The sequence below is a fragment of the Micromonospora taraxaci genome, assembly GCF_007830095.1.
Taxonomy (GTDB): Bacteria; Actinomycetota; Actinomycetes; order Mycobacteriales; family Micromonosporaceae; genus Micromonospora; species Micromonospora taraxaci.
This window is the reverse complement of record NZ_VIWZ01000001.1, coordinates 3,175,104-3,201,562: the sequence shown is the minus strand read 5'-3', so window position 1 is coordinate 3,201,562 and position 26,459 is coordinate 3,175,104. Positions and strand designations below refer to the sequence as shown.

Annotated in this window: 28 protein-coding genes and 1 pseudogene; 18 read left to right on the top strand and 11 right to left on the bottom strand. The window is 70.8% G+C overall.

The window, feature by feature from the left end; genetic code table 11:
* The first annotated feature begins 2 nt into the window (after positions 1-2).
* Positions 3-1,268: a glycosyltransferase gene (locus tag FHU34_RS14700; RefSeq protein ID WP_145780756.1), complete on the top strand. Its 1,266-nt coding sequence runs from the start codon at positions 3-5 to the stop codon at positions 1,266-1,268.
* A 173-nt stretch (positions 1,269-1,441) separates the two neighbouring features.
* Here FHU34_RS14700 and FHU34_RS14695 read toward each other — a convergent pair whose 3' ends face one another.
* Positions 1,442-1,861, bottom strand: a complete 420-nt coding sequence (locus tag FHU34_RS14695; RefSeq protein ID WP_145780754.1) for an ASCH domain-containing protein — start codon at positions 1,859-1,861, stop codon at positions 1,442-1,444.
* Between the two features lie 32 nt (positions 1,862-1,893).
* Here FHU34_RS14695 and FHU34_RS14690 point away from each other — a divergent pair, with 32 nt between their 5' ends.
* Positions 1,894-2,337, top strand: coding sequence for an NUDIX hydrolase (locus FHU34_RS14690; RefSeq protein ID WP_280116484.1), 444 nt, complete (start codon positions 1,894-1,896; stop codon positions 2,335-2,337).
* Between the two features lie 182 nt (positions 2,338-2,519).
* On the opposite strand, the gene FHU34_RS14685 is transcribed toward FHU34_RS14690, so the two are convergent.
* Positions 2,520-3,593, bottom strand: a complete 1,074-nt coding sequence (locus FHU34_RS14685; RefSeq protein WP_145780751.1) for an XdhC family protein — start codon at positions 3,591-3,593, stop codon at positions 2,520-2,522.
* A gap of 118 nt (positions 3,594-3,711) precedes the next feature.
* Between FHU34_RS14685 and FHU34_RS14680 the strand changes: the two genes are divergently transcribed.
* From FHU34_RS14680 to FHU34_RS14645, 8 genes are read left to right on the top strand one after another with little or no spacing between them, the layout of a single operon-like run.
* The gene (locus tag FHU34_RS14680) at positions 3,712-4,584 is read left to right on the top strand and encodes an FAD binding domain-containing protein (protein WP_145780749.1); all 873 of its coding nucleotides are present in this window, start codon (positions 3,712-3,714) and stop codon (positions 4,582-4,584) included.
* A 2-nt stretch (positions 4,585-4,586) separates the two neighbouring features.
* Positions 4,587-5,135, top strand: a complete 549-nt coding sequence (locus tag FHU34_RS14675; protein WP_145780746.1) for a (2Fe-2S)-binding protein — start codon at positions 4,587-4,589, stop codon at positions 5,133-5,135.
* Positions 5,132-7,522 (top strand): aerobic carbon-monoxide dehydrogenase large subunit, encoded by a 2,391-nt coding sequence (locus FHU34_RS14670; protein ID WP_145780744.1) that lies wholly within the window; start codon positions 5,132-5,134, stop codon positions 7,520-7,522. Before FHU34_RS14675 ends, FHU34_RS14670 begins: the two co-directional genes overlap by 4 nt.
* A gap of 11 nt (positions 7,523-7,533) precedes the next feature.
* Positions 7,534-8,400 carry an XdhC family protein gene (locus FHU34_RS14665; RefSeq protein ID WP_145780742.1) on the top strand — a complete coding sequence of 289 codons (867 nt, stop codon included), beginning with the start codon at positions 7,534-7,536 and terminating at the stop codon, positions 8,398-8,400.
* 3 nt (positions 8,401-8,403) lie between these two features.
* Entirely contained in the window at positions 8,404-8,979 is a 576-nt protein-coding gene (locus FHU34_RS14660) for a nucleotidyltransferase family protein (protein WP_145780740.1), read from the top strand.
* Positions 8,976-9,845: an AAA family ATPase gene (locus FHU34_RS14655; RefSeq protein ID WP_145780738.1), complete on the top strand. Its 870-nt coding sequence runs from the start codon at positions 8,976-8,978 to the stop codon at positions 9,843-9,845. The genes FHU34_RS14660 and FHU34_RS14655 overlap by 4 nt, the downstream gene beginning before the upstream one ends.
* The gene (locus FHU34_RS14650) at positions 9,842-10,648 is read left to right on the top strand and encodes an SRPBCC domain-containing protein (RefSeq protein ID WP_145780736.1); all 807 of its coding nucleotides are present in this window, start codon (positions 9,842-9,844) and stop codon (positions 10,646-10,648) included. Before FHU34_RS14655 ends, FHU34_RS14650 begins: the two co-directional genes overlap by 4 nt.
* Positions 10,645-11,883, top strand: a complete 1,239-nt coding sequence (locus FHU34_RS14645) for a vWA domain-containing protein (protein ID WP_145780735.1) — start codon at positions 10,645-10,647, stop codon at positions 11,881-11,883. Before FHU34_RS14650 ends, FHU34_RS14645 begins: the two co-directional genes overlap by 4 nt.
* Here FHU34_RS14645 and FHU34_RS14640 read toward each other — a convergent pair.
* From FHU34_RS14640 to FHU34_RS14620, 5 genes and pseudogenes are all read right to left on the bottom strand, one after another.
* A complete protein-coding gene (locus tag FHU34_RS14640; RefSeq protein ID WP_244311673.1) occupies positions 11,808-12,773 on the bottom strand; it encodes a LysR family transcriptional regulator in 966 nt (321 codons plus the stop codon). The genes FHU34_RS14645 and FHU34_RS14640 overlap by 76 nt on opposite strands.
* Positions 12,774-12,876: 103 nt before the next feature.
* Positions 12,877-13,671, bottom strand: a complete 795-nt coding sequence (locus FHU34_RS14635; RefSeq protein ID WP_145780730.1) for an FkbM family methyltransferase — start codon at positions 13,669-13,671, stop codon at positions 12,877-12,879.
* Between the two features lie 31 nt (positions 13,672-13,702).
* Entirely contained in the window at positions 13,703-15,361 is a 1,659-nt protein-coding gene (locus FHU34_RS14630; RefSeq protein ID WP_145780728.1) for a sulfatase-like hydrolase/transferase, read from the bottom strand.
* Positions 15,362-15,585: 224 nt separating this feature from the next.
* A pseudogene (locus tag FHU34_RS14625) lies at positions 15,586-16,278 on the bottom strand (CDP-alcohol phosphatidyltransferase family protein); the annotation flags it as partial.
* 128 nt (positions 16,279-16,406) lie between these two features.
* Positions 16,407-17,216 carry a helix-turn-helix domain-containing protein gene (locus FHU34_RS14620; protein WP_280116483.1) on the bottom strand — a complete coding sequence of 270 codons (810 nt, stop codon included), beginning with the start codon at positions 17,214-17,216 and terminating at the stop codon, positions 16,407-16,409.
* Positions 17,217-17,338: 122 nt separating this feature from the next.
* Here FHU34_RS14620 and FHU34_RS14615 point away from each other — a divergent pair, with 122 nt between their 5' ends.
* On the top strand, positions 17,339-17,683 hold the full coding sequence (locus FHU34_RS14615) for a DUF1330 domain-containing protein (RefSeq protein WP_145780724.1): 345 nt from the start codon (positions 17,339-17,341) through the stop codon (positions 17,681-17,683).
* Positions 17,684-17,691: 8 nt separating this feature from the next.
* On the opposite strand, the gene map is transcribed toward FHU34_RS14615, so the two are convergent.
* Entirely contained in the window at positions 17,692-18,465 is a 774-nt protein-coding gene (gene map / locus FHU34_RS14610) for a type I methionyl aminopeptidase (protein WP_145780722.1), read from the bottom strand.
* A 62-nt stretch (positions 18,466-18,527) separates the two neighbouring features.
* Between map and FHU34_RS14605 the strand changes: the two genes are divergently transcribed.
* Positions 18,528-18,830 carry a helix-turn-helix domain-containing protein gene (locus tag FHU34_RS14605; protein ID WP_145780720.1) on the top strand — a complete coding sequence of 101 codons (303 nt, stop codon included), beginning with the start codon at positions 18,528-18,530 and terminating at the stop codon, positions 18,828-18,830.
* 18 nt (positions 18,831-18,848) lie between these two features.
* Here FHU34_RS14605 and FHU34_RS14600 read toward each other — a convergent pair whose 3' ends face one another.
* A complete protein-coding gene (locus FHU34_RS14600; protein ID WP_145780718.1) occupies positions 18,849-19,733 on the bottom strand; it encodes a LysR family transcriptional regulator in 885 nt (294 codons plus the stop codon).
* Between the two features lie 82 nt (positions 19,734-19,815).
* Here FHU34_RS14600 and FHU34_RS14595 point away from each other — a divergent pair, with 82 nt between their 5' ends.
* Both FHU34_RS14595 and FHU34_RS14590 read left to right on the top strand, forming a co-directional pair.
* On the top strand, positions 19,816-21,060 hold the full coding sequence (locus tag FHU34_RS14595) for an MFS transporter (RefSeq protein WP_244311672.1): 1,245 nt from the start codon (positions 19,816-19,818) through the stop codon (positions 21,058-21,060).
* A gap of 42 nt (positions 21,061-21,102) precedes the next feature.
* The gene (locus FHU34_RS14590) at positions 21,103-21,498 is read left to right on the top strand and encodes a hypothetical protein (RefSeq protein WP_145780716.1); all 396 of its coding nucleotides are present in this window, start codon (positions 21,103-21,105) and stop codon (positions 21,496-21,498) included.
* 49 nt (positions 21,499-21,547) lie between these two features.
* Here FHU34_RS14590 and FHU34_RS14585 read toward each other — a convergent pair whose 3' ends face one another.
* Positions 21,548-22,297 carry a VOC family protein gene (locus FHU34_RS14585; protein WP_145780715.1) on the bottom strand — a complete coding sequence of 250 codons (750 nt, stop codon included), beginning with the start codon at positions 22,295-22,297 and terminating at the stop codon, positions 21,548-21,550.
* Positions 22,298-22,463: 166 nt separating this feature from the next.
* On the opposite strand from FHU34_RS14585, the gene FHU34_RS14580 reads away from it, so the two are divergent.
* The 4 genes from FHU34_RS14580 to FHU34_RS14565 are packed head-to-tail and all read left to right on the top strand — an operon-like array spanning position 22,464 to position 25,751.
* Positions 22,464-23,390: a hypothetical protein gene (locus tag FHU34_RS14580; protein WP_145780712.1), complete on the top strand. Its 927-nt coding sequence runs from the start codon at positions 22,464-22,466 to the stop codon at positions 23,388-23,390.
* Positions 23,387-23,839, top strand: a complete 453-nt coding sequence (locus FHU34_RS14575; RefSeq protein ID WP_145780710.1) for an ABA4-like family protein — start codon at positions 23,387-23,389, stop codon at positions 23,837-23,839. The genes FHU34_RS14580 and FHU34_RS14575 overlap by 4 nt, the downstream gene beginning before the upstream one ends.
* A 53-nt stretch (positions 23,840-23,892) precedes the next feature.
* Positions 23,893-25,128 (top strand): sensor histidine kinase, encoded by a 1,236-nt coding sequence (locus tag FHU34_RS14570; RefSeq protein ID WP_425280573.1) that lies wholly within the window; start codon positions 23,893-23,895, stop codon positions 25,126-25,128.
* A complete protein-coding gene (locus tag FHU34_RS14565; protein ID WP_145780706.1) occupies positions 25,125-25,751 on the top strand; it encodes a response regulator transcription factor in 627 nt (208 codons plus the stop codon). The genes FHU34_RS14570 and FHU34_RS14565 overlap by 4 nt, the downstream gene beginning before the upstream one ends.
* Positions 25,752-25,754: 3 nt before the next feature.
* Here the strand turns inward: FHU34_RS14565 and FHU34_RS14560 are convergent, their stop codons facing one another.
* A complete protein-coding gene (locus FHU34_RS14560; protein WP_167524824.1) occupies positions 25,755-26,450 on the bottom strand; it encodes a YoaK family protein in 696 nt (231 codons plus the stop codon).
* Between the last annotated feature and the right edge of the window lie 9 nt (positions 26,451-26,459).

The following is a 26,459-nucleotide window of genomic DNA, read 5'->3' as shown; positions in this document are numbered from 1 at the left end:
CAATGCCTACGCCGCGCGTAACGGTCTTCACAGGAAGCAACCGCACCCAATTCATCGACGAGTGCTTCCGATCGCTGGTCGAGCAGACTTTCACCGATTGGGAATGGGTGGTCATTCTCAACCAGGGATCTCGTTGGCGGCCCGAGAGGCACGACGATCGGATCCGGCTCATCGTCCAGGACGATCTGAAAGGCGTTGGCGCCGTGAAGCGGTACGCCTGCGCCGAGGCTTCTGGGGACATCCTGGTCGAGCTTGACGACGACGACCTGCTCAGCAGCGACTGTCTGCAAGAGATCGTCGACGCCTTCGACTCCAACCCGGAGGTGGGGTTCGTCTACAGCGACACCGCGCAGATCCAGGAGGACGGGGGCCGCTGTGAGGACCGTTTCGCGAGTTCATTCGGTTGGCGGCACTACGATGAGAAGGTGGACGGCCGCGAGGTGCTGGCCTGCCAGGCGATGCCGCCGACACCACACAATGTGAGCTACATCTGGTACGCACCGAACCATGTGCGGGCCTTCCGGCGGGACATCTACGAGAAGGTCGGCGGATACGACGAGTCACTCGACGTCGCGGACGACGCCGACCTCATGGCTCGGTTCTACCAGGTGGGCGAGTTCCATCACATTCAGAAATGCCTGTACCTGCAGCGGATGCATGCCAAGAACACACAACGCATCCCGGACTTCAACGCCCGCATCCAGCAGCGCACGGTAGAGATCTACGACCGGAATATTCAGCAGAACGCGCTGGCCTGGTCACGGCGGCGGGGACTCCTGGCTCTCGACCTGGGTGCGGCCCACAACAAGCCCGAGGGGTATCTCGGGCTGGACTACCACGACGGGTCGGGCGTCGACATGGTCTGCGACATAACGAAGGGAGTCGACCTGCCGGACAACAGCGTCGGGGTCATCCGGGCTGTGGATTTCCTGGAGCACATCCCGGACAAGATCGCACTGTTCAACGAGTTGTACCGACTGCTCGCGCCGAACGGGATGCTCCTGTCGCTGACACCCAGCACCGACGGTCGGGGCGCCTATCAGGACCCGACGCATGTCGCTTTCTACAACGAGAACTCGTTCTGGTACTTCACGGACGCCAACTATTCTCGGTTCGTGCCGGAAATCAAATGCCGTTTCCAGGCATCGCGGTTGGTCACGTACTTCCCGAGCGAATGGCACCAGACACACAACATCCCGTACGTCTCCGCGAATCTCATTGCGATCAAGGACGACGCCCAACGCAACGGCGGCGAACTGAAGATATGACTGTCGGGCGAGCCACGGTCAGCTCGACTGTGGGCGATGCTGCCCGTCCTTGATCGTTGGCAGCTGAGCTGTTCGACACGCCGAGCGGTGCTCTGCTGAGCTGCCACCGATCGTTGTGACGATTTCGCGCACAAGGGACGGCCATCCGGGTTGCGGGCGGGCCGAATGATGGCTTAGGCGACGCACACGAGCCGGAAGCGCTCGGTCACCACGAGGGTGTCATCGTCCACTGTGAAGTCGGGATCGCCCAGCTCGGCGCGCATCTCGGCGCTGTGCCAGAACGTCTCGTGCCCCGCACGCCACTGCGCCACCGACTCGTCCCCCTCGCCCTCGGCGAGGGCGTGTTCCAGGTCGACGTCGGCGAGCCGGATCACCCGTACGTCGGTCAGCTCGATCACCGCGACCCGCCGGCCCGCGGAGTCCACCACGGCGGAGAGTTGGCCCACCTCGGGCAGCGGCTCGTTCGCGCGCTCGTACCCGATCAGCAGGCCGGTCGTGGAGGTCTTCGCCCCGGACAGGATCGCGCCCACCAGTGTGTCCCGCAGTGGCCCCGGAAACGCGAACTCGGCAAGCGGAAGATCGTCGAGGTGCATCCGTGGAGGGTAGGCGATCCGGTGCGGTGTGCGTGACCGTCGTCGACACGCTCGCGGCGACGTGGCACGGTCTCGTCATGGCCACCTATGGCGTCGCTCTCGTACTGCTTGTCGATCCGTCGGGCGCGGTGCTGCTGCAACACCGCGACGAGGATGCGGTCGTCTCGCCGGGCCAGTGGAGCCTGCCGGGTGGCCATGTCGAGCCCGGCGAGTCACCGGAGGAGGCGGCCCGCCGCGAACTGCTGGAGGAAACTGGCCTGACGGCGGGTGAGCTGCACCCGCTGTGGAGCGGACCGCGCCCGCACGAAGCGGACTTCCCGCACACCGTGACTGTCCACGTGTTCCGTGGTACTACCACGGCTCGTCAGCAGGACGTGGTGCTCGGCGAGGGGCAAGCGATGGTGTTCATCCCCCGGGACGAGGTGTTCGATCGTGACCTGGCGGTCTCCACCGCGCTGATCCTCTCCATGATCTAGCTCCAACGGTCGTCAACCTGCCCTGCCCTGCCCTGCCCTGCCCTGCCCTGCCCTGCCCTGCCCTGCCCTGCCTCGACGATCATGCAGTTGTGGTGGGTGACAAAGCAGCTTTACCGTGCGAAGTTTGGCACCACATCTCCATAATCGACGGGGTCGGGCTGTGCCGACGGGGCGGGACTCGGTCAGGTGTGGTGGATCGGAGTTTCCAGCTCGGTGAGTGGGCGGCCCGTGCCGCCCCAGGTCCGGGCCGTGATCTCGGCGGCGATCGCCACGGCAGTCTCCTCCGGTGTCCGCGCGCCCAGGTCCAACCCGATCGGCGAGCAGAGCCGGGCCAGCGCCGCCTCCCCCACACCGGCGTCGCGCAGTCGGCGCATCCGGTCGTCGTGGGCGCGGCGGCTGCCCATCGCTCCGATGTAGCGGGCGGGTGTGTGCAGCGCGACCTGGAGCAGCGGCACGTCGAACTTGGGGTCGTGCGTCAGCACGCACAGCACGGTGCGGTCGTCGACGGTCGTCGACTCCAGGTACTTGTGTGGCCACTGGACGACGAGGTCGTCGACGTCCGGGAAGCGCGCGCGGGTGGCGAACAGCGGGCGGGCGTCGCAGACCGTGACGTGGTAGCCGAGGAATGTGCCGATCCGGGCCATCGCGGCGGCGAAGTCGATCGCGCCGAAGACGATCATCCGGGGCGGTGGCACGTACGACTGGACGAAGACGGCAACGTCGTCGCCACGACGCTGACCCTGCCGACCCAGGTGGATCGTGCCGGTGACGCCGAGGGCGAGCATCCCGACCGCCTGTCGGGCGACCGCGTCGTCCAGCGCGGGCACGCCGACGCTGCCGGCGATCCGGTCCGGCCAGATCACCAGTTGGGCGTTCTCGACCGACGCGGTGGCGACCGGGCGGCCGTCCCGGATCGCGGCGAGCACCTCGTCGATCTCCATCATCGCGACGCTCGGCTGCACCAGGATCCGGATCGTGCCACCGCAGGTCAGGCCGACGTCGAACGCGTCGTCGTCGCTGACACCGAAGGTCTGGGTGTGGGCTGTTCCGGTCGCCAGCGCGGTCCGGCAGAGTTCGTAGACGGCACCTTCGACGCAGCCGCCCGAGATGCTGCCCAGCACCTCGCCGTGAGCCGAGACGGCCATCGCCGCGCCGGCCGGACGGGGCGCGGACTGCCAGGTCCGCACGACGGTCGCGACGGCGAACGCGACGCCAGCGGTACGCCAGCTCGTCAGCCCGTCGACGATGTCCCGCATGGCCGCACGATCCGCGAGCCCTGGCGGCACCGTCAACGCCGACCTAAGCAGTTGCTTAGGTCGCCGTTGACTTTGCTGACCGTCCGGCAGAGATTCTGCCGGACTGCGGAGGTGCGACATGCAGGTGCCGGCACCGTTCGAGTACGAGCGAGCCACCAGTGTGGACCATGCGATCAGCCTGCTGGAACGACTGGGCGGGACCGCCCGCCTGATCGCCGGTGGGCACAGCCTGCTGCCGATGATGAAGCTCCGGCTGGCCAACTTCGACTACCTGATCGACATCAACGACCTGCACGCCGAGTTGGGCTACGTCGAGACGGGCCCGGACGAGGTCCGCATCGGCGCGCTCACCCGCCATCGGGAGCTGCTCGAATCTCCGGTGCTGGCGGCGGCGTTCCCGATCTTCGCGGACGCCGAGCGGGTGATCGCCGACCCGGTGGTGCGTAACCGGGGCACGCTGGGCGGCTCGCTCTGCCAGGCCGACCCGTCCGAGGACCTCTCGGCGGTCTGCACGACGCTGGACGCACGGTGTGTGATCCGTGGTCCGGGTGGCGCGGAGCGGGTCGTGTCCATGGAGGAGTTCTACGTCGGGCCGTACGAGACAGCCGTCGCGGACGACGAGATCCTGGTCGAGATCCGGGTGCCGGTGCGACCCGGGTGCGGCAGCGCGTACGCCAAGGTCGAACGCCGGGCCGGCGACTGGGCCGTGGTGTCGGCCGGCGCGGCGGTGTGGCTCGACGGCGGCGTGATCGTGGACGCCCGGGTCGGGCTCGCGGCGGTCGGCCCCAACACGACGGGCATCCCGGAGATCTCGGCGGCGCTGCGGGGGCAGGAGCCTTCGGAGGAGCTCTACGAGCAGGCCGGGCAGATCGCGGCGCGCAGCTGCGACCCGGTGACCGACCAGCGCGGCAGTGCGGACTACAAGCGGCATCTGGCCGCCGAGCTGACCAGGCGGACCCTGCGCCGGGCCGTCGAACGGGCGAGGAGCTGAGTATGCAGGTCACCATGACCGTCAACGACGTCGAGGTCACCCGGGACATCGAGGCCCGGCTGCTGCTGGTGCACTTCCTGCGCGACGTCCTCGGGCTCACCGGCACCCACTGGGGCTGCGACACCAGCAACTGCGGCACCTGCGTGGTCTGGTTGGACGGCGAGCCGGTGAAGTCGTGCACAGTGCTCGCGGCGATGGCCGGCGGCCACCAGGTGCGTACCGTCGAGGGCCTCGCCAAGGGCGCCGACTTGGACCCGATCCAGCAGGGCTTCATGCAGTGCCACGGTCTGCAGTGCGGTTTCTGCACGCCGGGGATGATGATGACGGCGCGGGCGCTGCTCGACCGCAACCCCGACCCGAGTGAGACGGAGATCCGGGAGGCGATCTCGGGGCAGATCTGCCGGTGCACGGGTTACGCCACCATCGTGCGCTCGGTCCGCTGGGCCGCCGTGGCCGAGGCGCAGGCCGCGGCTCAGGTCACCGAGACCACCGAATCGACCGAGGCCGGCGAGATCGACAACGCCGGCCAGCCCGCGGAGGCCGCCGCATGACCACGGTGAACGAGCGCGTGGACGCGTTCCACGACAACGACCAGAAGCCCGTCGGGTACGGGCGGATGCTGCGCAAGGAGGACCCGCGGTTCCTGCGTGGCCGCGGCCGGTACGTCGACGACGTCCAACTGCCCGGCATGCTGCACCTGGCGATCCTCCGGTCGCCGGTGGCGCATGCCCGGATCGTCAGCATCGACACGAGCGCCGCCGAGGCGTCCCCCGGGGTGCGGGCGGTGGTGACCGGGGCCGCGCTGGCGCAGCAGAACCTGGCCTGGATGCCGACCCTCTCCAACGACGTGCAGGCGGTGCTCGCCACCGACAAGGTGCGTTTCCAGGGCCAGGAGGTGGCCTTCGTCGTCGCCGAGGACCGGTACGCGGCGCGTGACGCGCTGGAGCTGATCGACGTCGAGTACGACGTCCTCGACCCGGTGATCGACGCGCGCCGGGCGTTGGCTCCGGACGCACCGCTGATCCGCGACGACCTGGACGGCAAGACGAACAACCACTGCTTCGACTGGGAGACCGGCGACGAGGCGGCCACCGAGGCGGTCTTCGCCCGCGCCGATGTCGTGGTCAGCCAGGATCTCGTCTACCCCCGGGTCCACCCGGCGCCGATGGAGACGTGTGGGGCGGTCGCCGACTACGACGCCGTCGAGGGCAAGCTGCGGCTCTGGTCGACCACGCAGGCGCCGCACGCGCACCGCACCCTCTACGCCATCGTGGCGGGCCTGCCCGAACACAAGATCCAGGTGATCGCGCCGGACATCGGCGGCGGGTTCGGCAACAAGGTGCCGATCTACCCCGGGTACGTCTGCGCGATCGTCGCCTCGATCGTCACCGGCAAGCCGGTGAAATGGATGGAGGACCGCTCGGAGAACCTGATCAGCACCGGGTTCGCCCGCGACTACATCATGCGTGGGGAGATCGCCGCGACCCGGGACGGCCGGATCCTCGGCATCCGCACCAACGTGCTCGCCGACCACGGCGCGTTCAACGGCACCGCCGCACCGGTGAAGTACCCGGCCGGCTTCTTCGGTGTGTTCACCGGCAGCTACGACATCGAGGCCGCGTACTGCAAGATGACGGCGGTCTACACCAACAAGGCGCCCGGCGGCGTCGCGTACGCCTGCTCGTTCCGGATCACCGAGGCGGTCTACCTGGTCGAGCGGATCGTCGACTGCCTCGCCGACGAGCTGGGCATGGACCCGGCCGAGCTGCGGTTGAAGAACTTCATCCGGCCGGAGCAGTTCCCGTACACGACGAAGACCGGCTGGGTGTACGACTCGGGCAACTACGAGCCGACGATGCGGCTGGCGATGGAGATGGCCGGCTACGACGAGTTGCGCCGCGAGCAGGCGGAGAAGCGGGCCCGAGGCGAGCTGATGGGCGTCGGCATCGCGTTCTTCACCGAGGCCGTCGGCGCCGGGCCGCGCAAGAACATGGACATTCTCGGGTTGGGCATGGCTGACGGCTGCGAGCTGCGCGTCCACCCGACCGGGAAGGCCGTGGTACGCCTCAGCGTGCAGTCACAGGGTCAGGGGCACGAGACGACGTTCGCGCAGATCGTCGCCGAGGAGATCGGAATCCCACCGGCGGACATCGAGGTGCTGCACGGCGACACCGACAACACACCGTTCGGCCTCGGCACGTACGGCAGTCGGTCGACGCCCGTGTCGGGTGCGGCGGCGGCCCTGGTGGCCCGCAAGGTCCGCGACAAGGCCCGGATCATCGCCTCGGGAATGCTCGAGGTGTCGGTGGCCGACCTGGAGTGGGAGAAGGGCGCGTTCCACGTCGCCGGCGACCCGGGCCGGTCGGTCACGATCCAGGACATCGCCCTGCGCGCGCACGGCGCGGGTGACCTGCCCGAGGGCATCGAGGGCGGGTTGGAGGCGCAGATCTGCTACAACCCGTCGAACCTGACGTACCCGCACGGCGCGTACATCTGCGTCGTGGACATCGACCCCGGCACCGCGCAGGTGACGGTACGACGGTTCATCGCTGTCGACGACTGCGGCACCCGCATCAACCCGATGATCATCGAGGGGCAGGTGCACGGCGGGCTCACCGACGGCGTGGGCATGGCCCTGATGGAGATGATCGCGTTCGACGAGGACGGCAACTGCCTCGGCGCGTCCCTGATGGACTATCTGATCCCGACGTCCCTCGAAGTACCCGACTGGGAGACCGGCTTCACTGTGACGCCGTCCCCGCACCATCCGATCGGGGCGAAGGGCGTGGGCGAGTCCGCGACGGTGGGATCGCCACCGGCGATCGTCAACGCGGTCGTGGATGCCCTGAAGCCCTTCGGCGTCCGACACGCCGACATGCCGCTGACGCCGTCGCGGGTCTGGGACGCGATGCGCGGCCAGGCTCGGCCGCCGATCTGAGGGAGTCGAGGATGACCACCATCGCCGAGCGCGCCCGGGAACTGACCGACAACCGGGAACCGTTCGTCCACGCCACAGTGGTCCGCGCACAGGACCCGACGTCGGCCCGGCCGGGCGACGCCGCGGTGATCCGGTCGGACGGGTCGATCGAGGGCTTCGTGGGTGGGGTCTGCGCGGAGAGTTCGGTGCGGGCGGCGGCACTCGACACCATGCGCGACGGGACGGCCCTGCTGCTGCGTGTCCTGCCCGACGGCGCGCCCCCGTTCCCGGAGGCACCGGGGGCGCGGGTGGTGGTCAACCCCTGCCATTCCGGCGGCGCGATCGAGGTCTTTCTCCGACCCATGCTGCCGGCACCGGCACTGCGCGTGGTCGGGAGCACGCCGATCAGCGCCGCCGTGGCGACCCTCGCCGCGTTCCTCGACTTCGACGTCGTGGCAGCCGACGACGACGCCGGCTGCACCGCGGTGGTGGTGGCCGGGTTGGGTAAGGGTGAGCAGGAGGCGATCCGGGCGGCGCTCGACGCCGGCGTGGGGTTCATCGCGCTCGTCGCCAGCGACCGACGCGGCGCGGCCCTGCTCGACGAGCTGAGCCTGACCGACGCGGAACGCGCCCGCGTCCACACACCGGCCGGTCTGGAGATCGGCGCACGTACACCGGCGGAGATCGCCCTGTCGATCATGGGTGAGGTGGTCCGGGCCATCCGGGTGGACGGGTTGGCCCCGGCCTCCGGCACGCCGGCCGCGCGACCGCAGCAGGCCGTCGACCCGGTGTGCGGGATGACCGTGCTGGTCGGCCCGTCGACCCCGCACGCCCGGGTCGACGGGCAGGACTTCTGGTTCTGCTGCGCCGGCTGCCTCGCGAGTTACACGGCGGCGTAGCCCGTGTTCCTGACCGGTCTGGTCCTCGCCGCGGGCGCGTCGACGCGGCTCGGCGAGGCGAAGCAACTACTGCCGTACCGGGGGCGGACGCTGCTCGACGCCACCCTCGACCTGGCCCGCTCGTGCGGCTTCGACCAACTGCTCGTCACCCTCGGCGGAGCGGCGGCCGCCATCCGGGACCAGGTGGACCTGACCGGCTGTCAGATCGTGGAGAACCCCGCGTTCAGCACCGGCTGCGGTTCGTCGGTCAGCACGGCCGCGCGGGCGGTGCACGCGCGCGCCGACGCGCTCGTGCTGCTCCTCGGCGACCAGCCCGGCGTCCGCGTCGCGGACGTCCGCCGGGTCGCCACGGCGACCACCCCGCTGGCCGTATGCCGGTACGCGAACGGGCTGGGCCATCCGTTCCGCTTCGACCAGAAGGTCCTTCCCGAGTTGTACGACCTGCACGGCGACAAGGCCGTCTGGAAGCTGCTGCACTCCGGCCGCCACCCGGTGACCGAGGTGCCCGCCGACGGCCCGGTGCCGGTCGACGTGGACACCCGGGCGGACTACGAGCGCCTGCTGGCCGGCGACGTATGAAAGACGCCCAGGCCGTGCGGGACCGCCTCGACGCCGTCGACTACCTGGTCGACGACGGCCTGGCAATGGCCCTGTTCCTGGCGTTGCGCCTCGGTCGACCACTGCTGCTGGAGGGCGAACCGGGCGTCGGCAAAACCGCCGCCGCGAAGGCGTTGGCCCGCGCGCTGGAAACGCCGCTGATCCGGTTGCAGTGCTACGAAGGGCTGACCGCCGGCGAGGCGCTCTACGAGTGGAACCACCAGCGACAACTGCTGGCGATCCGGCTCGCCGAGGCACAGGACACCCGGCTCACCGACGCGGACCTGTTCAGCGCCGAGTTCCTCCAGGAACGGCCGATCCTGCGGGCCGTACGCCACCGGGGGCCGGTCCCGCCGGTGCTGCTGATCGACGAGATCGACCGGGCCGACGACGAGTTCGAGGCGCTGCTCTTCGAGTTCCTCGGCGAGGCCGGCATCACGATCCCCGAACTCGGCACCTTCACCGCCCGGACGCCGCCGGTCGTAGTGCTCACCTCCAATCGCAGTCGGGAACTGCACGACGCGCTGCGCCGCCGCTGCCTGTACCACTGGATCGACTTTCCCGCGCCGGCCCGGGCCGTGGAGATCGTCCGCCGGGCCGTTCCGGGTGCCACCGAGCCCCTGATCCACACGGCCGTCCAGTTCGTCGGCGGCGTACGCGACCGGGATCTGGAGAAGCCGCCCGGCATGGCGGAGGCCATCGACTGGGTGGCCGCGCTGTCCGTGCTGGGCATCGCCGACCTGGTCGCCGACGACGTCGCGCGGACCATCGGCACCATCGCCAAGACCCCCGACGACCGCGCGGTGGTCGCCGCCGCGCTTTACGCCTACCAGGAGAGCCAGCCGTGAAGATCAGCAACGAGTTCGCGGTCGCCGTGCCGATCGAGCAGGCGTGGTCGGTGCTCACCGACCTCGAAGGGCTCGCACCGTGCCTGCCGGGCGCCCAGTTGACAGGCGTCGACGGCGACGTCTACCGGGGCCGGGTGCGGGTCAAGGTCGGGCCGGTGATCTCCGAGTTCGCGGGCACCGCCCAGTTCGTCGAGAAGGACGACGCCGCGTACCGCGGGGTGATCGACGCGAAGGGCCGCGACGCCCGATCGACCGGGAACGCGTCCGCGCTGGTCACCGCCCAGCTACGGCCGGACGGCGACCGGACGCTGGTCAGCGTGGACACCGACCTGAAGATCTCCGGCAAGCTGGCCCAGTTCGGCAGCGCCATGATCAAGGAAGTGTCCGGCAAGTTGTTGGCCCAGTTCGTCGCCAACCTGGAGGCCAAGCTGGCCGCGGAGCAGCCGACGGCGGCGGCGCCGACCCCTCGTACGGACCCCGAACCCGTCGCGCCGAAGGTCGCCGCGCCGTCCGACCCGGCCGCGTCCGCCACCGCGATCGTGACCACACCCAGCACCGCCGCCGTCGCACCGTCGCCCGTCGAGCCGTCGCCCCTCTCGTCGTCGGCAGCCGCGCCGTCGCCCGTCACGCCGTCTGTCGTGGGACCGTCGGCTGATACCGCGCGGGCCACGCCGGCCGCCGAGCCGGAGGCGCTCGACCTGCTCAGCATCGCCGGTGGTTCGGTCACCAAGCGCCTCGTACCAGCGCTCGTTGGCCTTGTCGCCGTCGGCGCGGTGATCGTCTGGCTGGTCGCGCGCCGGTGAGTCCGGGAGTGCTGCGCGGCGTCGACCGGGCCGCGTTCGCTGTGGCGTTCGCCGGCCGGCTGCGACGGGCCGGCGTTGCCGCCGGGCTCACCGACGTCGACGACTTCGTCCGGGCGCTCGCCGCCAGCCCACCCGACTCGATGTCGTCGCTCTACTGGACCGCCCGGATCAGTCTGGTCCGGCGGCACACCGATCTCGCCGCGTTCGACCGGGTCTTCGCGGCGATCTTCGCTGATCCCCCGCCACTGCCCCGGCCGTCGCGGTCCACGTCGACGACCGACGGTCACGACGATCGGTACGTCCGGGTGCCCGCCGACAGCGACGACTCGGGGTCGGGTGGCGGCCTGCCCTGGGCGACGCTGCCGCCAGCCGTCGCGGAGACCGCGGAACGCGACACCACGCTGCGGCTGCCCGAGCGGCGGCCCAGCGCTCTCACCGGGCTCGCCGACCGCCCGTTCGACCACCTCGATCCCGCGCAGGTCACGCAACTCGGCGACGCCCTCCGCGCGGCTGTCGTCGGCTGGCCGACCCGGCGTACCCGGCGGCACGCCATCGCCACGGGCGGCGCGCGGGTCGCGCTACGGCAGACCATCGCCCGGGCCCGTCGCACCGGTTGGGAGCCCGTCGAGGTGGTCCGCGAGCGGCCGACACGACGGCCACGCCGGGTCGTGCTGCTCTGCGACGTCAGCGAGTCGATGCGGGCGCAGGCGACCGCGTACCTGCATCTGATGCGGGCGTTCGCGGTGGTCGCCGACGCGGAGGTCTTCGCGTTCGCGACCACGTTGACCCGGCTCACCGTGGTGCTGCGACACACGTCGGCGGCAGAGGCGGTCGCGCAGGCCAGCGCGGCCGTGACCGACCGGTACGGGGGCACCCGGATCGCCACGAACCTGCGCGCCCTGCTCACCTCCCACCACGCGGAGGCCGTGCGTGGGGCGGTGGTGGTGATCGGGTCGGACGGTTGGGACAGCGATCCGCCCGACGACCTGGCCGCCATGATGGCCCGGCTGAGCCGCCGCGCGTACCGGATCGTCTGGTTGAATCCCCGCGCCGGCGCACCCGGCTTCGCACCTCGGGTCGGCGGCATGGCCGCCGCACTCCCCTACTGCGACCGGATGCTGCCGGCCAGCACCTTCCAGGACCTGCTGGTCGTAGCCCGTCAGCTCCAGAGCGTCACGTGCACCGACGGCCGGAAGTGGCCGACGCTCACGCCCGCGCCGCGCATCATCGCCTGAATCGCCCTCGGCGTCGACGAGAAGCGCGACAGTTCGCCAGCGGCCGACATCGCGTCGGGGTTGGCGAGCACCTGCGAATGCCACACCGCCTCCATCGTCGCGTGTGGCCCCGCCACCTGCACGAGATGCCTCTGGCGGACGTCGGGCGCGACGGTGAACGCGAGGGCCGGCGCCACCCCCTTACCTCGCTTGGCCTCCCCCAGCGCCGCCGCGTGGCTCTGGAAGATCTGCTGCCGGTCATCCGGCACGGCGAGGCGACGCAGCAACGCCGGCACCCCGCCCAACTCCGTGGTCGCCGAGGGCCCGAGCAGCCAGGTCTGCTCCCGCAACTGCCCAGGGGACGCCGTCACCCCGGCGAGCGGGTGGAGCGGGCCGACGACGAGGACGAGGCGGTAGTTCATGACCGGGCGGCAGGCGATGGCGGCATCGACGACCGGCGGCTGCGGGCCGATGGCGATGTCCACGGCGCGGGCCAGCAGCAGCGGCCCGAAGGAGCCCGGGCCACGCACGCTCAACTCGACGTCGAGGTCGGCGGCCCGCCTCGCGAAGAGGTCGATCAGGCCCGGCGCGGCGAACTCGGCGAAGAGGCTCGACGCGGCGACCCGTAACAGACGCCGGCCACGGGTCGCGGCGCTCACCTCCCGTATCGTGCGGTCCTGCAGGCCCAGCAGCTCCGAGGCGCGGCTGGCCAGCCGCAGCCCACCGGGGGTGAACGCGAGGCCGCCCGCCGTACGGGCGAAGAGTTTGTCGCCGAACTCCTTGCGCAGTTGGGCGATGTGGAGCGACACGGCCGACTCGGAGACCTGGAGCTCCGCAGCGGCCTGCTTGACCGAGCCCAACCGGACCACGGCGACGTACGCGCGAAGCTGCGTAGGGGTCAACGGCGTCACCCTCTCCCCGCCTGATCGCGTGGCTCGGCTCGGCGTCGAGACGAACAACGATCATCCCCCGCTGGTCCGCCCCGCCGCCAGCACCCGATCATCCGATCGTCGGTCAGGTTCCCGTCTGGTGCCGACCGCGCACGCAGTACACGTCGCCGGAGTTCGCGCTGTGCGGCAGTGCGGCGAGGTGCGTCGCCATGTCGGTCGCGGAGACCCAGCGTTGGAACGTCATCGACTTGTCGTCGCCCAGCGCGACGTCGAAGCCGTCGAAGCCGAGGGCGGTCAGGCGTTCGAGACACCGGGAGGCGACCGGGCGCGCGATCGTGGTGAACTCGAACGAGAGGGCGGGCAGCGGGAGGGTCAGACCGGCCAGCACCTCGTCCTCGAAACCCTCCACGTCGATCTTCGCGAAGGTCGGCTCGCCGTACTCGGTGATGAGGGTGTCGACAGTGACCACCGGGACCTCGATGTCGGCGTCCCACACCTGGCCCTCCCACCCGCCGGCGCCCTCCGCCGCCAGCATGAAGTCGGGCGAGGCCGTCGACACTGTGGGGTTGGCGGAGTTGACGTGGAAGCGAGTGCTCCCCGGGGCCGCGCCGCAGACCGCCTCGACGAGCGTCACCTGGTCGTCGTCGGCGTAGATCGCCTTCAGGGCGCGCAGGCACAGCGGCTGCGGCTCCACCGCCACCACCCTCGCCCCGAGGCGACGGAAGCTGGCGATGTGGTCGCCCACGTGCGAGCCGACGTCGAAGACGAGATCCCCCTCGGTGACGAAGCGGGCGTAGAAGGCGTCCATCCGCGCGTCGCGCTCGGCGTCGCCGTAGTAGACGTCCAGCGATCGGTGCAGGAGGGACATCGCCGGGTCGGTCCGGAGGGCGGCGATCCTGGTGCTGGTGTCAGCCGTCATGTGTCTCAGTCCAGTCCGTGAGGGGGCCGGGTCACGGCCCGAAGGCGGTCAGGAACCGGTCCCGGAAGGTGTCCATCCGCCAGACCGGTGCCTGCGGTCCCGGCTTGAGCCCGTCCTGCCAACCCCACCCGGAGATCCGGTCCAGGACGGCCCGGTCCCGGGTGATGATGGAGATCGGGACGTCCCGGCTGGCGTTGTCGCCGGTGACAACGGCGGCGGGCTGGTGGTCACCGAGGAAGATGAACACGAGGTCGTCGTCGCCGTAGGTCTGCACGTAGGAGATGAGCGCGCTCAACGTGTACTCGATGGAGTGCCGGTAGTCCGCGCGGATCTGCTCGGTGTTGCGTCGCTTGTCGTCGGACTCCTTGGCGGTGCCCTTGAAGATCGCCCCGTTGCCGAGGGCGGCCCAGTCGACCAGCTCCGGGACGGGCGTCCACGGCGCGTGGCTCGACACCAGCGCGAGTTCCGTCATCGTCGGGTCGCCGTCGCCATTCGACTGCTCCAGCCGCCGCCAGCTGGCGAGCGTGTACTGGTCGGGCATGGTGCCGAAGCTGAACTTCGGCCCCCGGTACGCGAGCTTCCGGGCGTCGTAGAACCGGTCGTAGCCGAAGAAGGAGCCCTCCGGCCACGGCTTGCTCACCGCGGGCATCACGCCGACGGTCTGCCAGCTCGCCCGTTGGAACGCCTTGTTGAGGGTCAGCCGGTCACTCGCCAACAGGGTGCGGTGCCGCTGGTCGTTGTCGACCCAGAGGCCGGAGAGCAGGGTGTCGTGCGCGAGCCAACTACCGCCGCCGAACGTCGGCGAGGTGAGGAAACCACTCTGCGAGGCGAACCCCGCCGCGGTGAGCCGACTGGTCCCTCCGTCGAGGACCGCACCGACCTGCGGGGCGAACTCCGGGTCCTCGACGGCGTCCCGGCCGTAGCTCTCCACGAAGGAGACGACGACGTTCTTGCCGCGTAGCGCGGTGAGTAGTTGGTCGCCGGGCGTCTCGGCGAACCGGTCGTCCTCGAGCAGCGCGGCGAACCTCTCCCGGTCGTCGAGACGAAGACGTACCTGGAAGCCGTGGCCGTTGGTCAGGGTGGTCGCGGACGTGTCGGCGACAGTCACGCCGTCGACCACCCGCACGTTGAACGCGGCGCAGACCACCCAGACGACCACCAGCGCCGCCACGACCCGGGTGGTCCCGGCGCGGTGCCGGATCACCAGCCGGCGCAGTCGTCGCATCGACAGCGTGACCAGGGTGGGCAGGCCGACGGCCACCACCGCCAGGGTGATCGCCACGCCGATGGCGACGGGCCGGCCGTACGACTCGCTGACGAAGGCGAACCCCTCGTCGAGCAGCCCCCAGTCGAGCACCGGATCGAAGGCCCGGCTGAGCGCGGCGGTGAACCCCAGGTCGAACAGCTTCAGCAGGCCGAGCAGGCCGAGGGCCACGCCGGCGAGCGTCGCCACCAACCTGCTCCAACGCGGGGGTAGGGCGAGCAGGAGGGCGACAGCCAGCAGCGCCTCCAGGGGTATCCGTACGAACGCCCCCGGGCTGAGACGGCCGAAGTCGTACGGCAGGGTGAGCACGAGCACCACGAGCAGCACGGCCAGGAGGGTGACCAGTCGGGCCACGACGGAGCGCTTCGGCCGGCCCTCGGCCTCGGTGCCGTCGGTGGCGGTGACGTCCGAAAGCTCGCCCCTCATCGCCTTCCGTCCCTGGCTCGGCATCTGACGTACGCGCGTCAAGAGCGACAACCCGGGCATCCTTCCATGATCTTTGTTGAGTGCGGTAACCGGGCGACTCAGACGCGGGCGATCCCGCGTCGGGCCACGGCGACCGTCCGATGCTCTGGCCAGGGCAGCCCATCCGCCGTGCCGTGGACGACCGGAGTGCGCCGGTCCTCCGCAGCGTCGTGGGCGAGGGCGCGGCGGAGGTGACGCGTCGTCCACAGCCACGCGACGTCCCGCCCGAACGACTCGACCAGCAGCGCCAGCGACGCCACCAGCACGACTGTCGTCAGTGGCCCGGGCAGCGCGTCGCCCATCGCCACCGTCAGCACCACGCCCTGGATCGCGGCGACGACCTTCCGCCAGTAGCGCGGCGGCAACGATCCGCGCATCCAGCCCAGCACCCAGCTCGCGGCGACGAAGACGTACCGCATCGCGCCGATCGCGAGCACCCAGCCACCCGCCGAGGGGGCGACGTACATGCAGAGCACCAGGACCAGGAAGGAGTCGATCTCCATGTCGAAGCGCGCGCCCAGCTCGCTGGACGTCCCTGTGCGTCGGGCCGTGTAACCGTCCACGGCGTCGAGAGCCAGCGCCACACTGGTGAGGACGACCATCAACGCGACAGGTGCCGGCCGGGAGAACGAGTCCGCGGCCAGGGCAGTCACGCCACCGACGAGGATCGCCCGGCTCAGAGTCACCTGGTCGGCCGGGCCCAGGTCACGTGCGCCCGAGCGGGACATCCCCCGACTGAGCAGGGTACACAGCGCCACCCCGTACGCCAGCCCCGCCGCCCACCCGGCCGGGCCGAGACCGACGGTCTGCGCGAGCACCGCCAGCAAGCCGATCTGCACGAGCAGTCCGATGACCGGACCGGTTCGAACCGTTGACATCCTGCCTCCGTGACTCTGGTGGGTGACCCTGACCGTCATCACGGAAAACATGACCGATCGGTTCATTTTGAAACGCGCCGTGACCAAAGCGCGCCGTTGGCGTGTGCGCGCGCTGGCATCGCCCGCCGTCAGCCCACCTCGGCGGAGCCTGCATCAAGGGCGTGGAGCGCGGCGGTGGTCACCGGGTCCGCCGGGAAGAACGCCTCGACGGCCAGGCCGGCGACTGTGACATCCAGCGGGGTCCCGAACAGGGTGGTCGTGCTGAGGAAGGACAGCTCCTGGTCACCGTGGCGGTAACGGAGCGGAACAACGACGGCCGAGACGTCGTCGCTGGTCGGCAGGACGTCGTCGCCGCACGGATAACAGTGAAGCTCCTCGTGCAGTGCGGACAGGGTCGGGTCGTTCGTGGTCACAGCCTGCCGGCGCAGTCGGTTGAGCAGATGGGCCCGCCATTCGGCGAGGTTGAGGATTCGCGGGGCCATGCCGTCGGGGTGCAGGCTGAGCCGTAGCACGTTGATCGGCGGGGCCAGCAGGTGCTGCGCCGCGCCCGCGGTGAACAGGGCGACGGCGGGGTTGGCCTCGACGAGGTGCCAGTGCTGGTCGACGAGCACCGCCGGGTAAGGGCTGTGTCCGTTGAGGATCTGCCGTACGGCGGCACGCAACGGAGCCAGTTCCGGGCCGTCCAGGTCGTGGCTGGGGTAGGCGGGGGCGTATCCGCCGGCGAGCAGCATCGTGTTGCGCTCCGCCAGCGGCGTGTCGAGCTGTTCGGCCAGCCGCAGGATCAGGTCCGGGCTCGGCCGGGATCGCCCGGTTTCCACGAAACTCAGATGCCGGGCCGACACGCCCGCCTCGATCGACAGGTCGAGCTGAGTCATCCCGCGCCTGCGGCGCTGGTCGCGCAGCAGCTCACCCACCGGTCGCCCCGGCCTGGTCGTCACGCACCGACCCTACTGACCGCGTCGGGGGGCGGCGCATTACCTGCGACGTAATCGACAACGCGCGCCAGCGCTCGCGATTATTTCTCCAGGGGCGAAGCCCCGACCGCAACGAACGGAGAATCATGACCGCGTACGCGCTTGCTCACCTGCGCAGAGCTCCCATCCATGCCGAGGTGCTGGAATACCTGGAGCGCATCCAGGCCACCCTCGTGCCCTTCGGCGGCCGGTTCATCGTGCACGGCGGGCCGATCGAGGTCCTGGAGGGCGACTGGCCGGGCGACCTGGTCATCATCGAGTTTCCCGACCTGAGCAGGGCCCGCTCCTGGTACGGATCCCCCACCTACCAGGAAATCAAGCCCCTGCGGACGAGGCACCTCGCCGGCGAGGTGATCCTCGTCGAGGGGGTAGCCGCCGACCACAGCTCGTCGGAGATGGCGGCCGCGATCCGCCGGGCCGACGGTTCGTAGCGTAGGGGTCAGGGCTTGGGCATGGTGAGGACCTCGACACCGTCGTCGGTGATGGCGATCGTGTGCTCGCTGTGCGCGGTCCGGCAGCCGGTCACGCTGCGCAGGGTCCAGCCGTCGGGGTCGGTGACGAGCGTGGCGGTGTCCGCCATGACCCACGGCTCCAGCGCCAGCAGCACCCCTGGGCGCAACCGGTAGCCGCGGCCTGGCCGTCCCGTGTTGGAGACGTGCGGGTCCTGGTGCATCGTCGAGCCGACGCCGTGGCCGCCGAACTCGGTGTTGACCGAGTATCCGGCCGCGCCGAGAACCGAGCCGATGGCGTGGGAGATGTCGCCGATGTGGACTCCGGGGCCGGCGGCGGCGATGCCGGCGCTCAACGCGCGCTGGGTGGCGTCGATCAGCGCGACGCTGTCCGGGGGCTGCGTCTCGCCCACGATGAAGCTGATCGCGGAGTCGGCGACCACCCCACCCAGGGAGACGGCGAGGTCGAGCGACAGCAGGTCGCCGTCGGCGAGCCGGTAGTCGTAGGGCAGCCCGTGCAGCACCGCGTCGTTAACCGACGTGCAGATGTAGTGGGCGAAGGGGCCGCGCCCAAACGAGGGCTCGTAGTCGACGTAGCAGGACTGCGCCCCGGCCTCCATGATCATGCTTTGCGCCCACGCGTCGATGTCCAGGAGGTTCGTGCCGACCACGCTGCGACTCTTCAACGTCTGCAGGATGCCGGCGACCAGGGCTCCGGTGTCCCGAGCGCGGGGCAGGTCGGTGGGGCTCAGGATCTCGATCATGCCGCGCCTTCCTCGAACCAATAAGTATCCCGGCCATATTATCCCGGTACTAGAATCGGGGCATGGTCAGGTTGCCGCTCACTCCCGCAGAGGTCGAACGCGGACAGCGCCTCGGCGCCCTCCTGCGTCGCGCCCGGGGGGAACGTTCGATGCTCCTCACCGCGCTGGACGCGGGTGTCTCACCGGAGACTCTCCGGAAGATCGAGTCCGGTCGTATCGCTACCCCCGCCTTCCCGACCATCGCGGCGATCGCCGACGTCCTCGGCCTCTCCCTCGACGCGGTGTGGTCGGAGATCAACCAGTCGGACGACGGGGTCGAGTTCGTCCGAGCGGATCACACAGTGGCGGAGCGCCTGGCCTCGTAGCCCTCACCCCGGCGCCCGTCAAGGCAGGAACTCGGCGGTCAGGCTGATCAGCGCCCGGGCGGCAGCCCCGACCGGGCGGTCCACCGGGATGGCGAGGGACGCCGTCCAGTTCAGGTCGGCACCGGCGACGGTCAGCAGGCGCACACCGTGGTCGTCGGCGACGGCGAACCGGGGCAGCAGCGCGATGCCGAGCCCGTGCCGGACGTGGTCGGCGCCGGTGGCGATGTCGGGGATCTCGATCGTGACGCGCCGGGACAGGCCGGCCGCGGCGAACGCCCGGTCGGTCACGGCCCGATTGCCGTAGCCGACCGGAGAGTCGATGAAGTCCAGCCCGGCGATGTCGGCCAGGGTGACCGCCTCGCGGGTGGCCAGCGGGTGGTCGTCCGGGACGACGAGGTCGAGGGCCGAACTGGCCAGCTCAGTGAGGTGGATCTCCGCCGGGGGCGTGCCGGGTAGGGAGACGAACGCGAGGTCGAGCCGGCGTTCCGCGAGGGCGTCGATGAGCCCCTGGGAGCCGTGCGGGGCGACGCTGGTGTGCAGCAGCACCCCGGGATGCCGGCGGTGGAACTCGCCGAGCAGGGCCGGCAGGTGCAGGAGTCTGATCGAGGTCATCGTGCCGATGCGCAGGGTGCCGCGCAGGCCGCCGTGCACCTCGGCGACGGCGTCGCGCGCGTCGCGGGCCGCGTCGAGGGCGATCCGGGCGCGCGGCAGCAGCGCCGCCCCGGCGTCGGTGAGGAGTACGCGTTTGGAGTTGCGGTCCAGCAGCGGCGCACCCAGTTCGCGTTCGAGGGTCTTGACCGCCGCCGAGACCGCGGACTGGACGACGTGTAGCCGAGCGGCGGCGCGGGTGAAGTTCTGCTCCTCGGCCACGGCGACGAAGTACTCAAGTTGGCGGAGTTCCACACCACCAAGTATCACCGAACGCGATCGTCGCTAGCATCAACTTTCGTTGGCTCTGATGCTTGGGCCCAGCGACAGTGGGGCCATGTCGACGACCCTGTCTTCCCGCCCCGCCGTGTCCATGCCGGGATCCCGCCGGCACGGCCGCGGGTTCTGGGCGATCGCCCTGGCGTTCCTGGTCGCGATGGCGTTCTGCACAGTGCCTGCCCCGCTCTACCCGCTGTACATGGCGCGGGACGGCTTCTCCACCTTCATGGGCACTGTCGTGTTCGCGGTCTACGCGGTGGGCGTGGTGATCAGCCTGCTGCTCGCCGGTCACGTCTCGGACTGGGTCGGCCGCAAGAAGATCCTCATTCCGGCGTTGGTGTTGGAGCTGGTGGCCGCCGCCCTGTTCCTGGGCGACCCGTCCCTGCCGGTGCTGCTGGTCGCCCGGCTGGTGAGCGGGCTGGGCATCGGCATGATCACCGCGACCGCCACCGCCTACCTCCAGGAGCTGCACGCCGCGCACCGGCCCGACTCGTCCCGCCAACGCTTCGAGATGGTCTCGACGGCCGCCAACATCGGTGGCCTCGGCGTCGGCGCGTTGATCGCGGGCTTCCTCGCCCAGTACGTCGACGCGCCGCTGCGTACCCCGTACCTGGTGTTCGCCGTCCTGCTGACGGTGAGCATCGTGGCGGTCGCCCTGACCCCGGAGACCGTCGAGGCGCCGCTGGTCAAGCCCACCTACCGGCCGCAGCGGATCAACGCCGACCACGCGGACCGGGCCGGATACCTGGCTGCGGCGGCGGCCGGGTTCGCGTCCTTCGCCGTGTTCGGCCTGTTCACCTCGGTCGCCCCGGGTTTCGTCGCGGGTGCCCTGCACCTTCCGTCGCGTGCGCTGGCCGGCACTATCGTGTTCGCCGTGTTCGGCGGTGCCGCTGCGGCGCAGACCCTCACCAGCCGGCTCACCGGCCCGGCGAAGGTCCGGCTCGGGCTGCTCGCCCAGGCCCTCGGCGTACCCCTCCTGCTGGTGGGAATGCACGCCGCCAGTCTCACGGCGTTCCTGGTCGGCGGTGTGGTCGCCGGCATCGGCGCCGGAGTGTTGTTCAAGGCCGCCGTTGGTGCCGTCGTGGCGATGGCCGCCCCGGTCCGGCGCGGCGAGGCCCTGGCCGGGCTGTTCCTCGTCGCCTACCTGGGGATGATCCTGCCGTCCGTCGGCATCGGCGTCGCCACCCAGGCCGTCACCGCCGGCACGGCGATGGACTGGTTCACCGGGTTGCTGCTGGTCATCCTCACCGGCGTGGCCCTGCTCTTCCGCCGCAGCGCCGCGAGCGCTCGGTCCGCAAACTGACGGTGATGGCGGCTCAGAACCACCGGATGGGATGCTGCACTGGTGATTCGCCGACACGCCGTCTGGCTCGGTCTGGCGATCGGGCTGCTCACCGGCTGCTCCGAACCGCCCTACCCGCTACCTGACCGCAACGCGGCTGACGTTCGGGCCGAGGAGGACCGTCTCGTGACGCTCCTCCCCGTCGAGTTGCTGGGCGGACCAGGCACCTGCGAGGTTCGGCTGCTGGGGCGAGACGGTTCCTCGTCGTTCGCCTGGGCGCACTGTGAAGCAGCACCGGGGGCCGGGGTCGTCTCCGGAGTCTCCATACCGGTGCGGGTGGACGGCGATCGCGTCATCCAGCCCGGCGATGGGAGCGAATACTCCGCGAGCGTGCGTCGCATGTTCCCGGAGCGGCTGGCAGAAGCTGTCCTCGACGATGACGGCAGGCTGCGGCCCTGACGACGCGGGCGACAACCACGTCGCCGACGGTGCGCGGGGAGGGCCGGGGTCAGGTCGCGTCGGGCCACCACGGTTCGAGGAGGGTGGGGTCGGCGACGTACTGCGCCGCCTGCGTCCGCTCCTGCGGGGTCAGGGACAGCGCTTGGAGGCGGCCGCCCCACTCGGGCACCCGGTCGGCCTTGTCCAACGCGGTGGCCAGCTCGATCAGGCCGGCCAGCGCCATCGCCTGCTCGACCACCGGCGCGTCCTCGGCGCGGCGGCGCATCCCCGAGTCGAGCGCCCGGTAGGCCGCCCGGTCGTCCATCTTGAACTCGCGCAGGATCCGCGCGTTGTCGAGCACCCGGGCCAGCCCGTCAAGCTCCTTCGACCCGCCGTACTCCACGTCGTCCGGCTCGTCCCGCTGGATGAAGACGATGGTGTTGCCTGACGGGTCGACGATGCTGAACCGCGACGACCCGGCGCGGTAGCGGGTCATCCGGGGCAGGCCCTTGACCAGCACCTTGCCGTAGCTGCGGCGCATCGCCTCGGTGAACGCCGCGTGGTACGGCCCCACCGCGTCCACCATCACCAGGCACCCGCCGGACTGCTCCTTCGCCGGGTCGAGGTCCTTCGGCGCGGGACCGTAGTGCAGTTGGAACCCACTCCACGTGAAGGCCAGGTACACGTAGGGCTTGAGCTGCTCGTAGGCCACCTCGAACCCCAGCGCCCGCCAGAACGCCAGGGTCTCCTCCGGGGCTGGGCAGTGCAACAGCGGCACTGTGGTCTCGTTCGGTTGGACACGGTCCTCGTTGGTCGTCATCGTCGATCCCCGTCCGGTCGGCAGGCCGGCCATTGTGCCAGCACCACCGAGCGGCTTCGACGGGTTTCGTCTCCTACCCAGGGAGGAGGCGCGTTCCGACCACCGGCCGCAACCGGGGCTCGCGGTCGGACGCGATCGGCGGGAGCGGCCACGAGCATCTACAGACATGACTACCGATGTGCGCCGGGCGAGGCGCTGGAACCGCCCGCTGATGTTCCTGGTATCCGTGATGGCGGTGCTCGCCGTCGTCGCCGTGGTCGGCATCCTCGTCGACCCGCGCGTCCTCACCGGGGCGCCGATCTGGCTCAAGCCGTTCAAGTTCGCGGTGTCCTTCGTGCTGTACGGCGCGACGCTCGCCTGGATGCTCTCCCTGCTGCCGCGACGCAGCCGCGCCGTCGAGCGGGCGGTCGTCGTCATCGTCGCGGTGGCGGTCGTGGAGAACGCGTGGATCGTCGGTCAGGCGGTACGCGGGCAGACCAGCCACTTCAACGACACCACCCCCCTGAACACCGCGCTGTTCGCGGCAATGGGAGCGGCGATCATGGTGCTGTTCTTCGCGCACCTCGTCATCGGGATCGTGGTGCTGATCAAGCGGATCCCCGACCGGGTGGCGCACAGCGCGGTCGGTTGGGGGCTCGGCCTGTCCCTTTTGGGGATGCTCGCGGCGGTGCCGATGGCGCTGCCGGCTCAGGACCCGGGCATCGAGGGGATTTCCGGGGCGCACAGCGTCGGTGTGGCCGACGGCGGGGCGGGCCTGCCGGTGGTCGGCTGGAGCACCACCGGCGGTGACCTGCGGATCGGGCACTTCGTGGGGCTGCACGCCCTCCAGGCGTTGCCGATCCTGGCGATCCTGCTGAGCCGGTTCGCGACACGGCTGGACGAGCGCACCCGCTCCCGGCTGGTGGTCGTGGCGGGCGCGGCGTACGGCGTACTCACTGTGTTGTTGACCTGGCAGGCGCTGCGCGGACAGCCGCTGCTGCGCCCGGATGGCGTCACCCTCGCGGCGGTCGCGGCCCTGGTGGTCACGACCGCGACCGCCGCCGGGCTCGTGCTGGCGCGCCGCCGCCGACCGGAACTGGCGCTGGCGGCATGACCGCGACGCTGTTCTCTCTGACCTTCGCGGTGGCAGCGCCGTTCTGGGCGCTGATGATCCTGCTGCCGCGGTGGTCGTGGACCGCCCGGATCATCGCCTCCCCGCTGATCGTGCTGCCGGTCGTGGTGATCTACGCGCTGCTGGTGCTGCCGGCGTTCGGTGAGGTGCTGCCGGCCGTGGCCTCGCCGACGCTGGCCGGGGTGCGCGACCTGCTCGGCACCTCCGACGGTGCGGCGGCGGGCTGGGCACACATGATCGCGTTCGATCTGTTCGTCGGGCGGTGGGCGTGGTTGGACAGCAGGGAACGGGGGGTGCCGGCGCTGGTGATGGCTCCGGTGCTGCTGCTGACCATCCTGCTCGGGCCGCTCGGCCTCGCCGCGTACCTCGCGGTCCGGACCCGGTGGCGGCGGTCGGCGACCGCCGCCACCGGCCCGCAACGCCTAGGCTGACCGTCGTGAGCGGGCTGGGGCGACTGTTCGACCTGCGGGACACACTCGTGCGGATGGTGCTGCTCGACCTCACCGGGTTGTGCTACCTGCTCGTCGTCCCGCACTCCACCAGCACGCCCACGACGACACAGTGGGTCCTCGCGGTGCCGGCGTTCGCGGTGGCGCTGGCGGCGCACCGCCGACCGGTGGTGAACATGGTGGCGCAGGCCGCCCTGCTGGCGGTCGCCATCAGCCTGATCGACGACTTCACCATCAACCAGGTCGGCGCCAGTTGGGCGTTGCTCGAGATGACCATGCGGGCGCGTGGCCCCCGGGCCATCTGGCTGGCCACCGCGCTGCTGGTGGTGGTCGACCTGACCGACTCGATCGGCGACCCGCCGCGTCGGTTCGCCTCCGGGGTCGTCGGGCTCGCCGTGGAGGTCGGCGTTCCGGTCCTGCTCGGCCTGGTCATCCGCACCAACCGGGAACTCGGCCGGCAGGCCGTGGAGCAGGCCGCCGCCGAGCAACGACAGCGCGAGTCGGAGAGCCGCGCGGCGCGCGCCGACGAACGCGCCGCCATCGCCCGCGAGCTGCACGACGTCGTCGCGCACCACGTGGCGTCGATGGTGCTGCGGGTCGGGGTGGCCCGGCACGTGCTCACCGACCTGGACCCCCGGGCGGGCGAGGTGTTCGACGACGTGCACGGCACCGGCACGGCGGCCCTCGGCGAGTTGCGCCGGCTGGTCGCGGTGCTGCGCGACCCCGACGGGGTACGCGGTGACGCGGCGCTGACCGCGATCGAGCCCTCCGCGCTGCCGGCGGCGATCGGCGCTGCTGTCGACCGGGCACGTCAGGCCGGTGTCACAGTGGAGGCCGACCTGGATCCGGCGATCGGTTCGCTCGACGCGGTACGCGGCATGGCCGTGCTGCGGCTGACCCAGGAGGCACTGACCAACGTGGCCAAACACGCCGGAACCTCAGCGGTGGCGCGGCTCGTCGTCGCCGTCCACGACGACGCGGTGCACTGGGAGGTCACCGACACCGGTCGCGGTGAGGTCCCGGCGGGTCTACCGGCCGGCGGCGGTCACGGCATCACCGGCATGCGCGAGCGCGTCGAGGTCCTCGGTGGCCGGTTGGAGGCGGGCCAGACCGACACCGGCTGGCGGGTGCGCACCGCCCTCCCGGCCGTGGTCGCCGCGTCGGACCGGAGCCCGGGCGGGTCGATGCCCGCTGAGCGCGCGGCCCCGCCCGGGTCGTTGCCCGGTGAGCATGCGGGCCCGGTTGGGTCCCGCACGCCGGAGCCGGCGTGATCCGGGTGCTGCTGGTCGACGACCAGCACCTCATCAGGGCCGGGCTGCGGATGCTCTGCGACGCCCAACCCGACATCGAGGTCGTCGGGGAGGCCGACAACGGCCGCGAGGCGATCACGCTCGCCGCGCGGCTGCTCCCCGACGTCGTGGTCATGGACCTGCGCATGCCCGGCGTCGACGGGATCACCGCGACCAGTCGGATCCTCGCCGAACGCCCCACCACCCGCATCCTGGTGTTGACCACGTTCGGCGACGACGACCACCTCTATCCCGCCCTGACCGCCGGCGCCTGCGGGTTCCTGCTCAAGGACGCGCCCCCGACCGAGTTGCTGAACGGCATCCGCCGGGCCGCGGCCGGTGACAGCCCGTTCAGCGCGGAGGTGCTCCGACGCCTCGTGCAACGCGCCGTACACGCCCGCCCCGAGACGCCACGACCGGTGCAGGGGTTGACCGCCCGCGAACAGGACGTGCTGAACCTGGTCGCCGAGGGCCTGTCCAACACCGAGATCGGCGACCGCCTCCACATCGGTGTCACCACGGTCAAGACCCACATCACCAGTCTGATGACCAAGACCGACAGCCCGAACCGGGTACGCCTTGCCCTGTTCGCGCGCGGCGTCTGACGCTCAGGCCCTCATCCGCGAGGACACGGCGATGACGAGCAGCAGTGGCACGATCAGCAACGCCGGGGCGACGACCGGCAGGTGCAGGGCGACGAGCGCGCCGACCCCGGCGCCGACCATGAGGGCCAGCAGGACCTGGGCCTTGGGGCGCAGGCTGCCCCACGGGCTGCGCGCGGCGACGCCGGCGATCAGGCTGGTGAGCGTGCCGGTCAGGTACGTGGAGGACAGGCCGGGGACGCCGAAGCGTTGGATCGCGCTGCTCTGGATGCCCAGCGCGACGGCGGACAGCATGAGCAGCGCGAGGTGGACACCCGCGTCGGGGATGTGGAGGGTGACCTCCCAGACGACGAGGAACACGAGGAACACCACCAGTTCCAGGACCAGCGCCCAGGTGACCCGACGGGGCCAGACCAGGTCGTCCGGTTGCGCCGAGCCGACGACGCGGGCACCCGCGAGGACACCGACGATGAAGCTGACGATGGCGCAGCCCGACGTCAGAGCCAGCTCGGCGTCGCCCCGGCCCGCGGAGAGTCCGAGCAGGACCATGTTGCCGGTCATGACGCTGGCGAAGGCACCGCCGAGGGAGAGGAACCCGAGGGCGTCGGCGCTGCCGGTCAGGAAGGTGAGCACGACGACGAGCGCGTGCCGGCGGCGCAGGAGACGCGGGTCCTTCTGAGCTGCGAGGTCGGGCTGGATCACGCGGGGGAC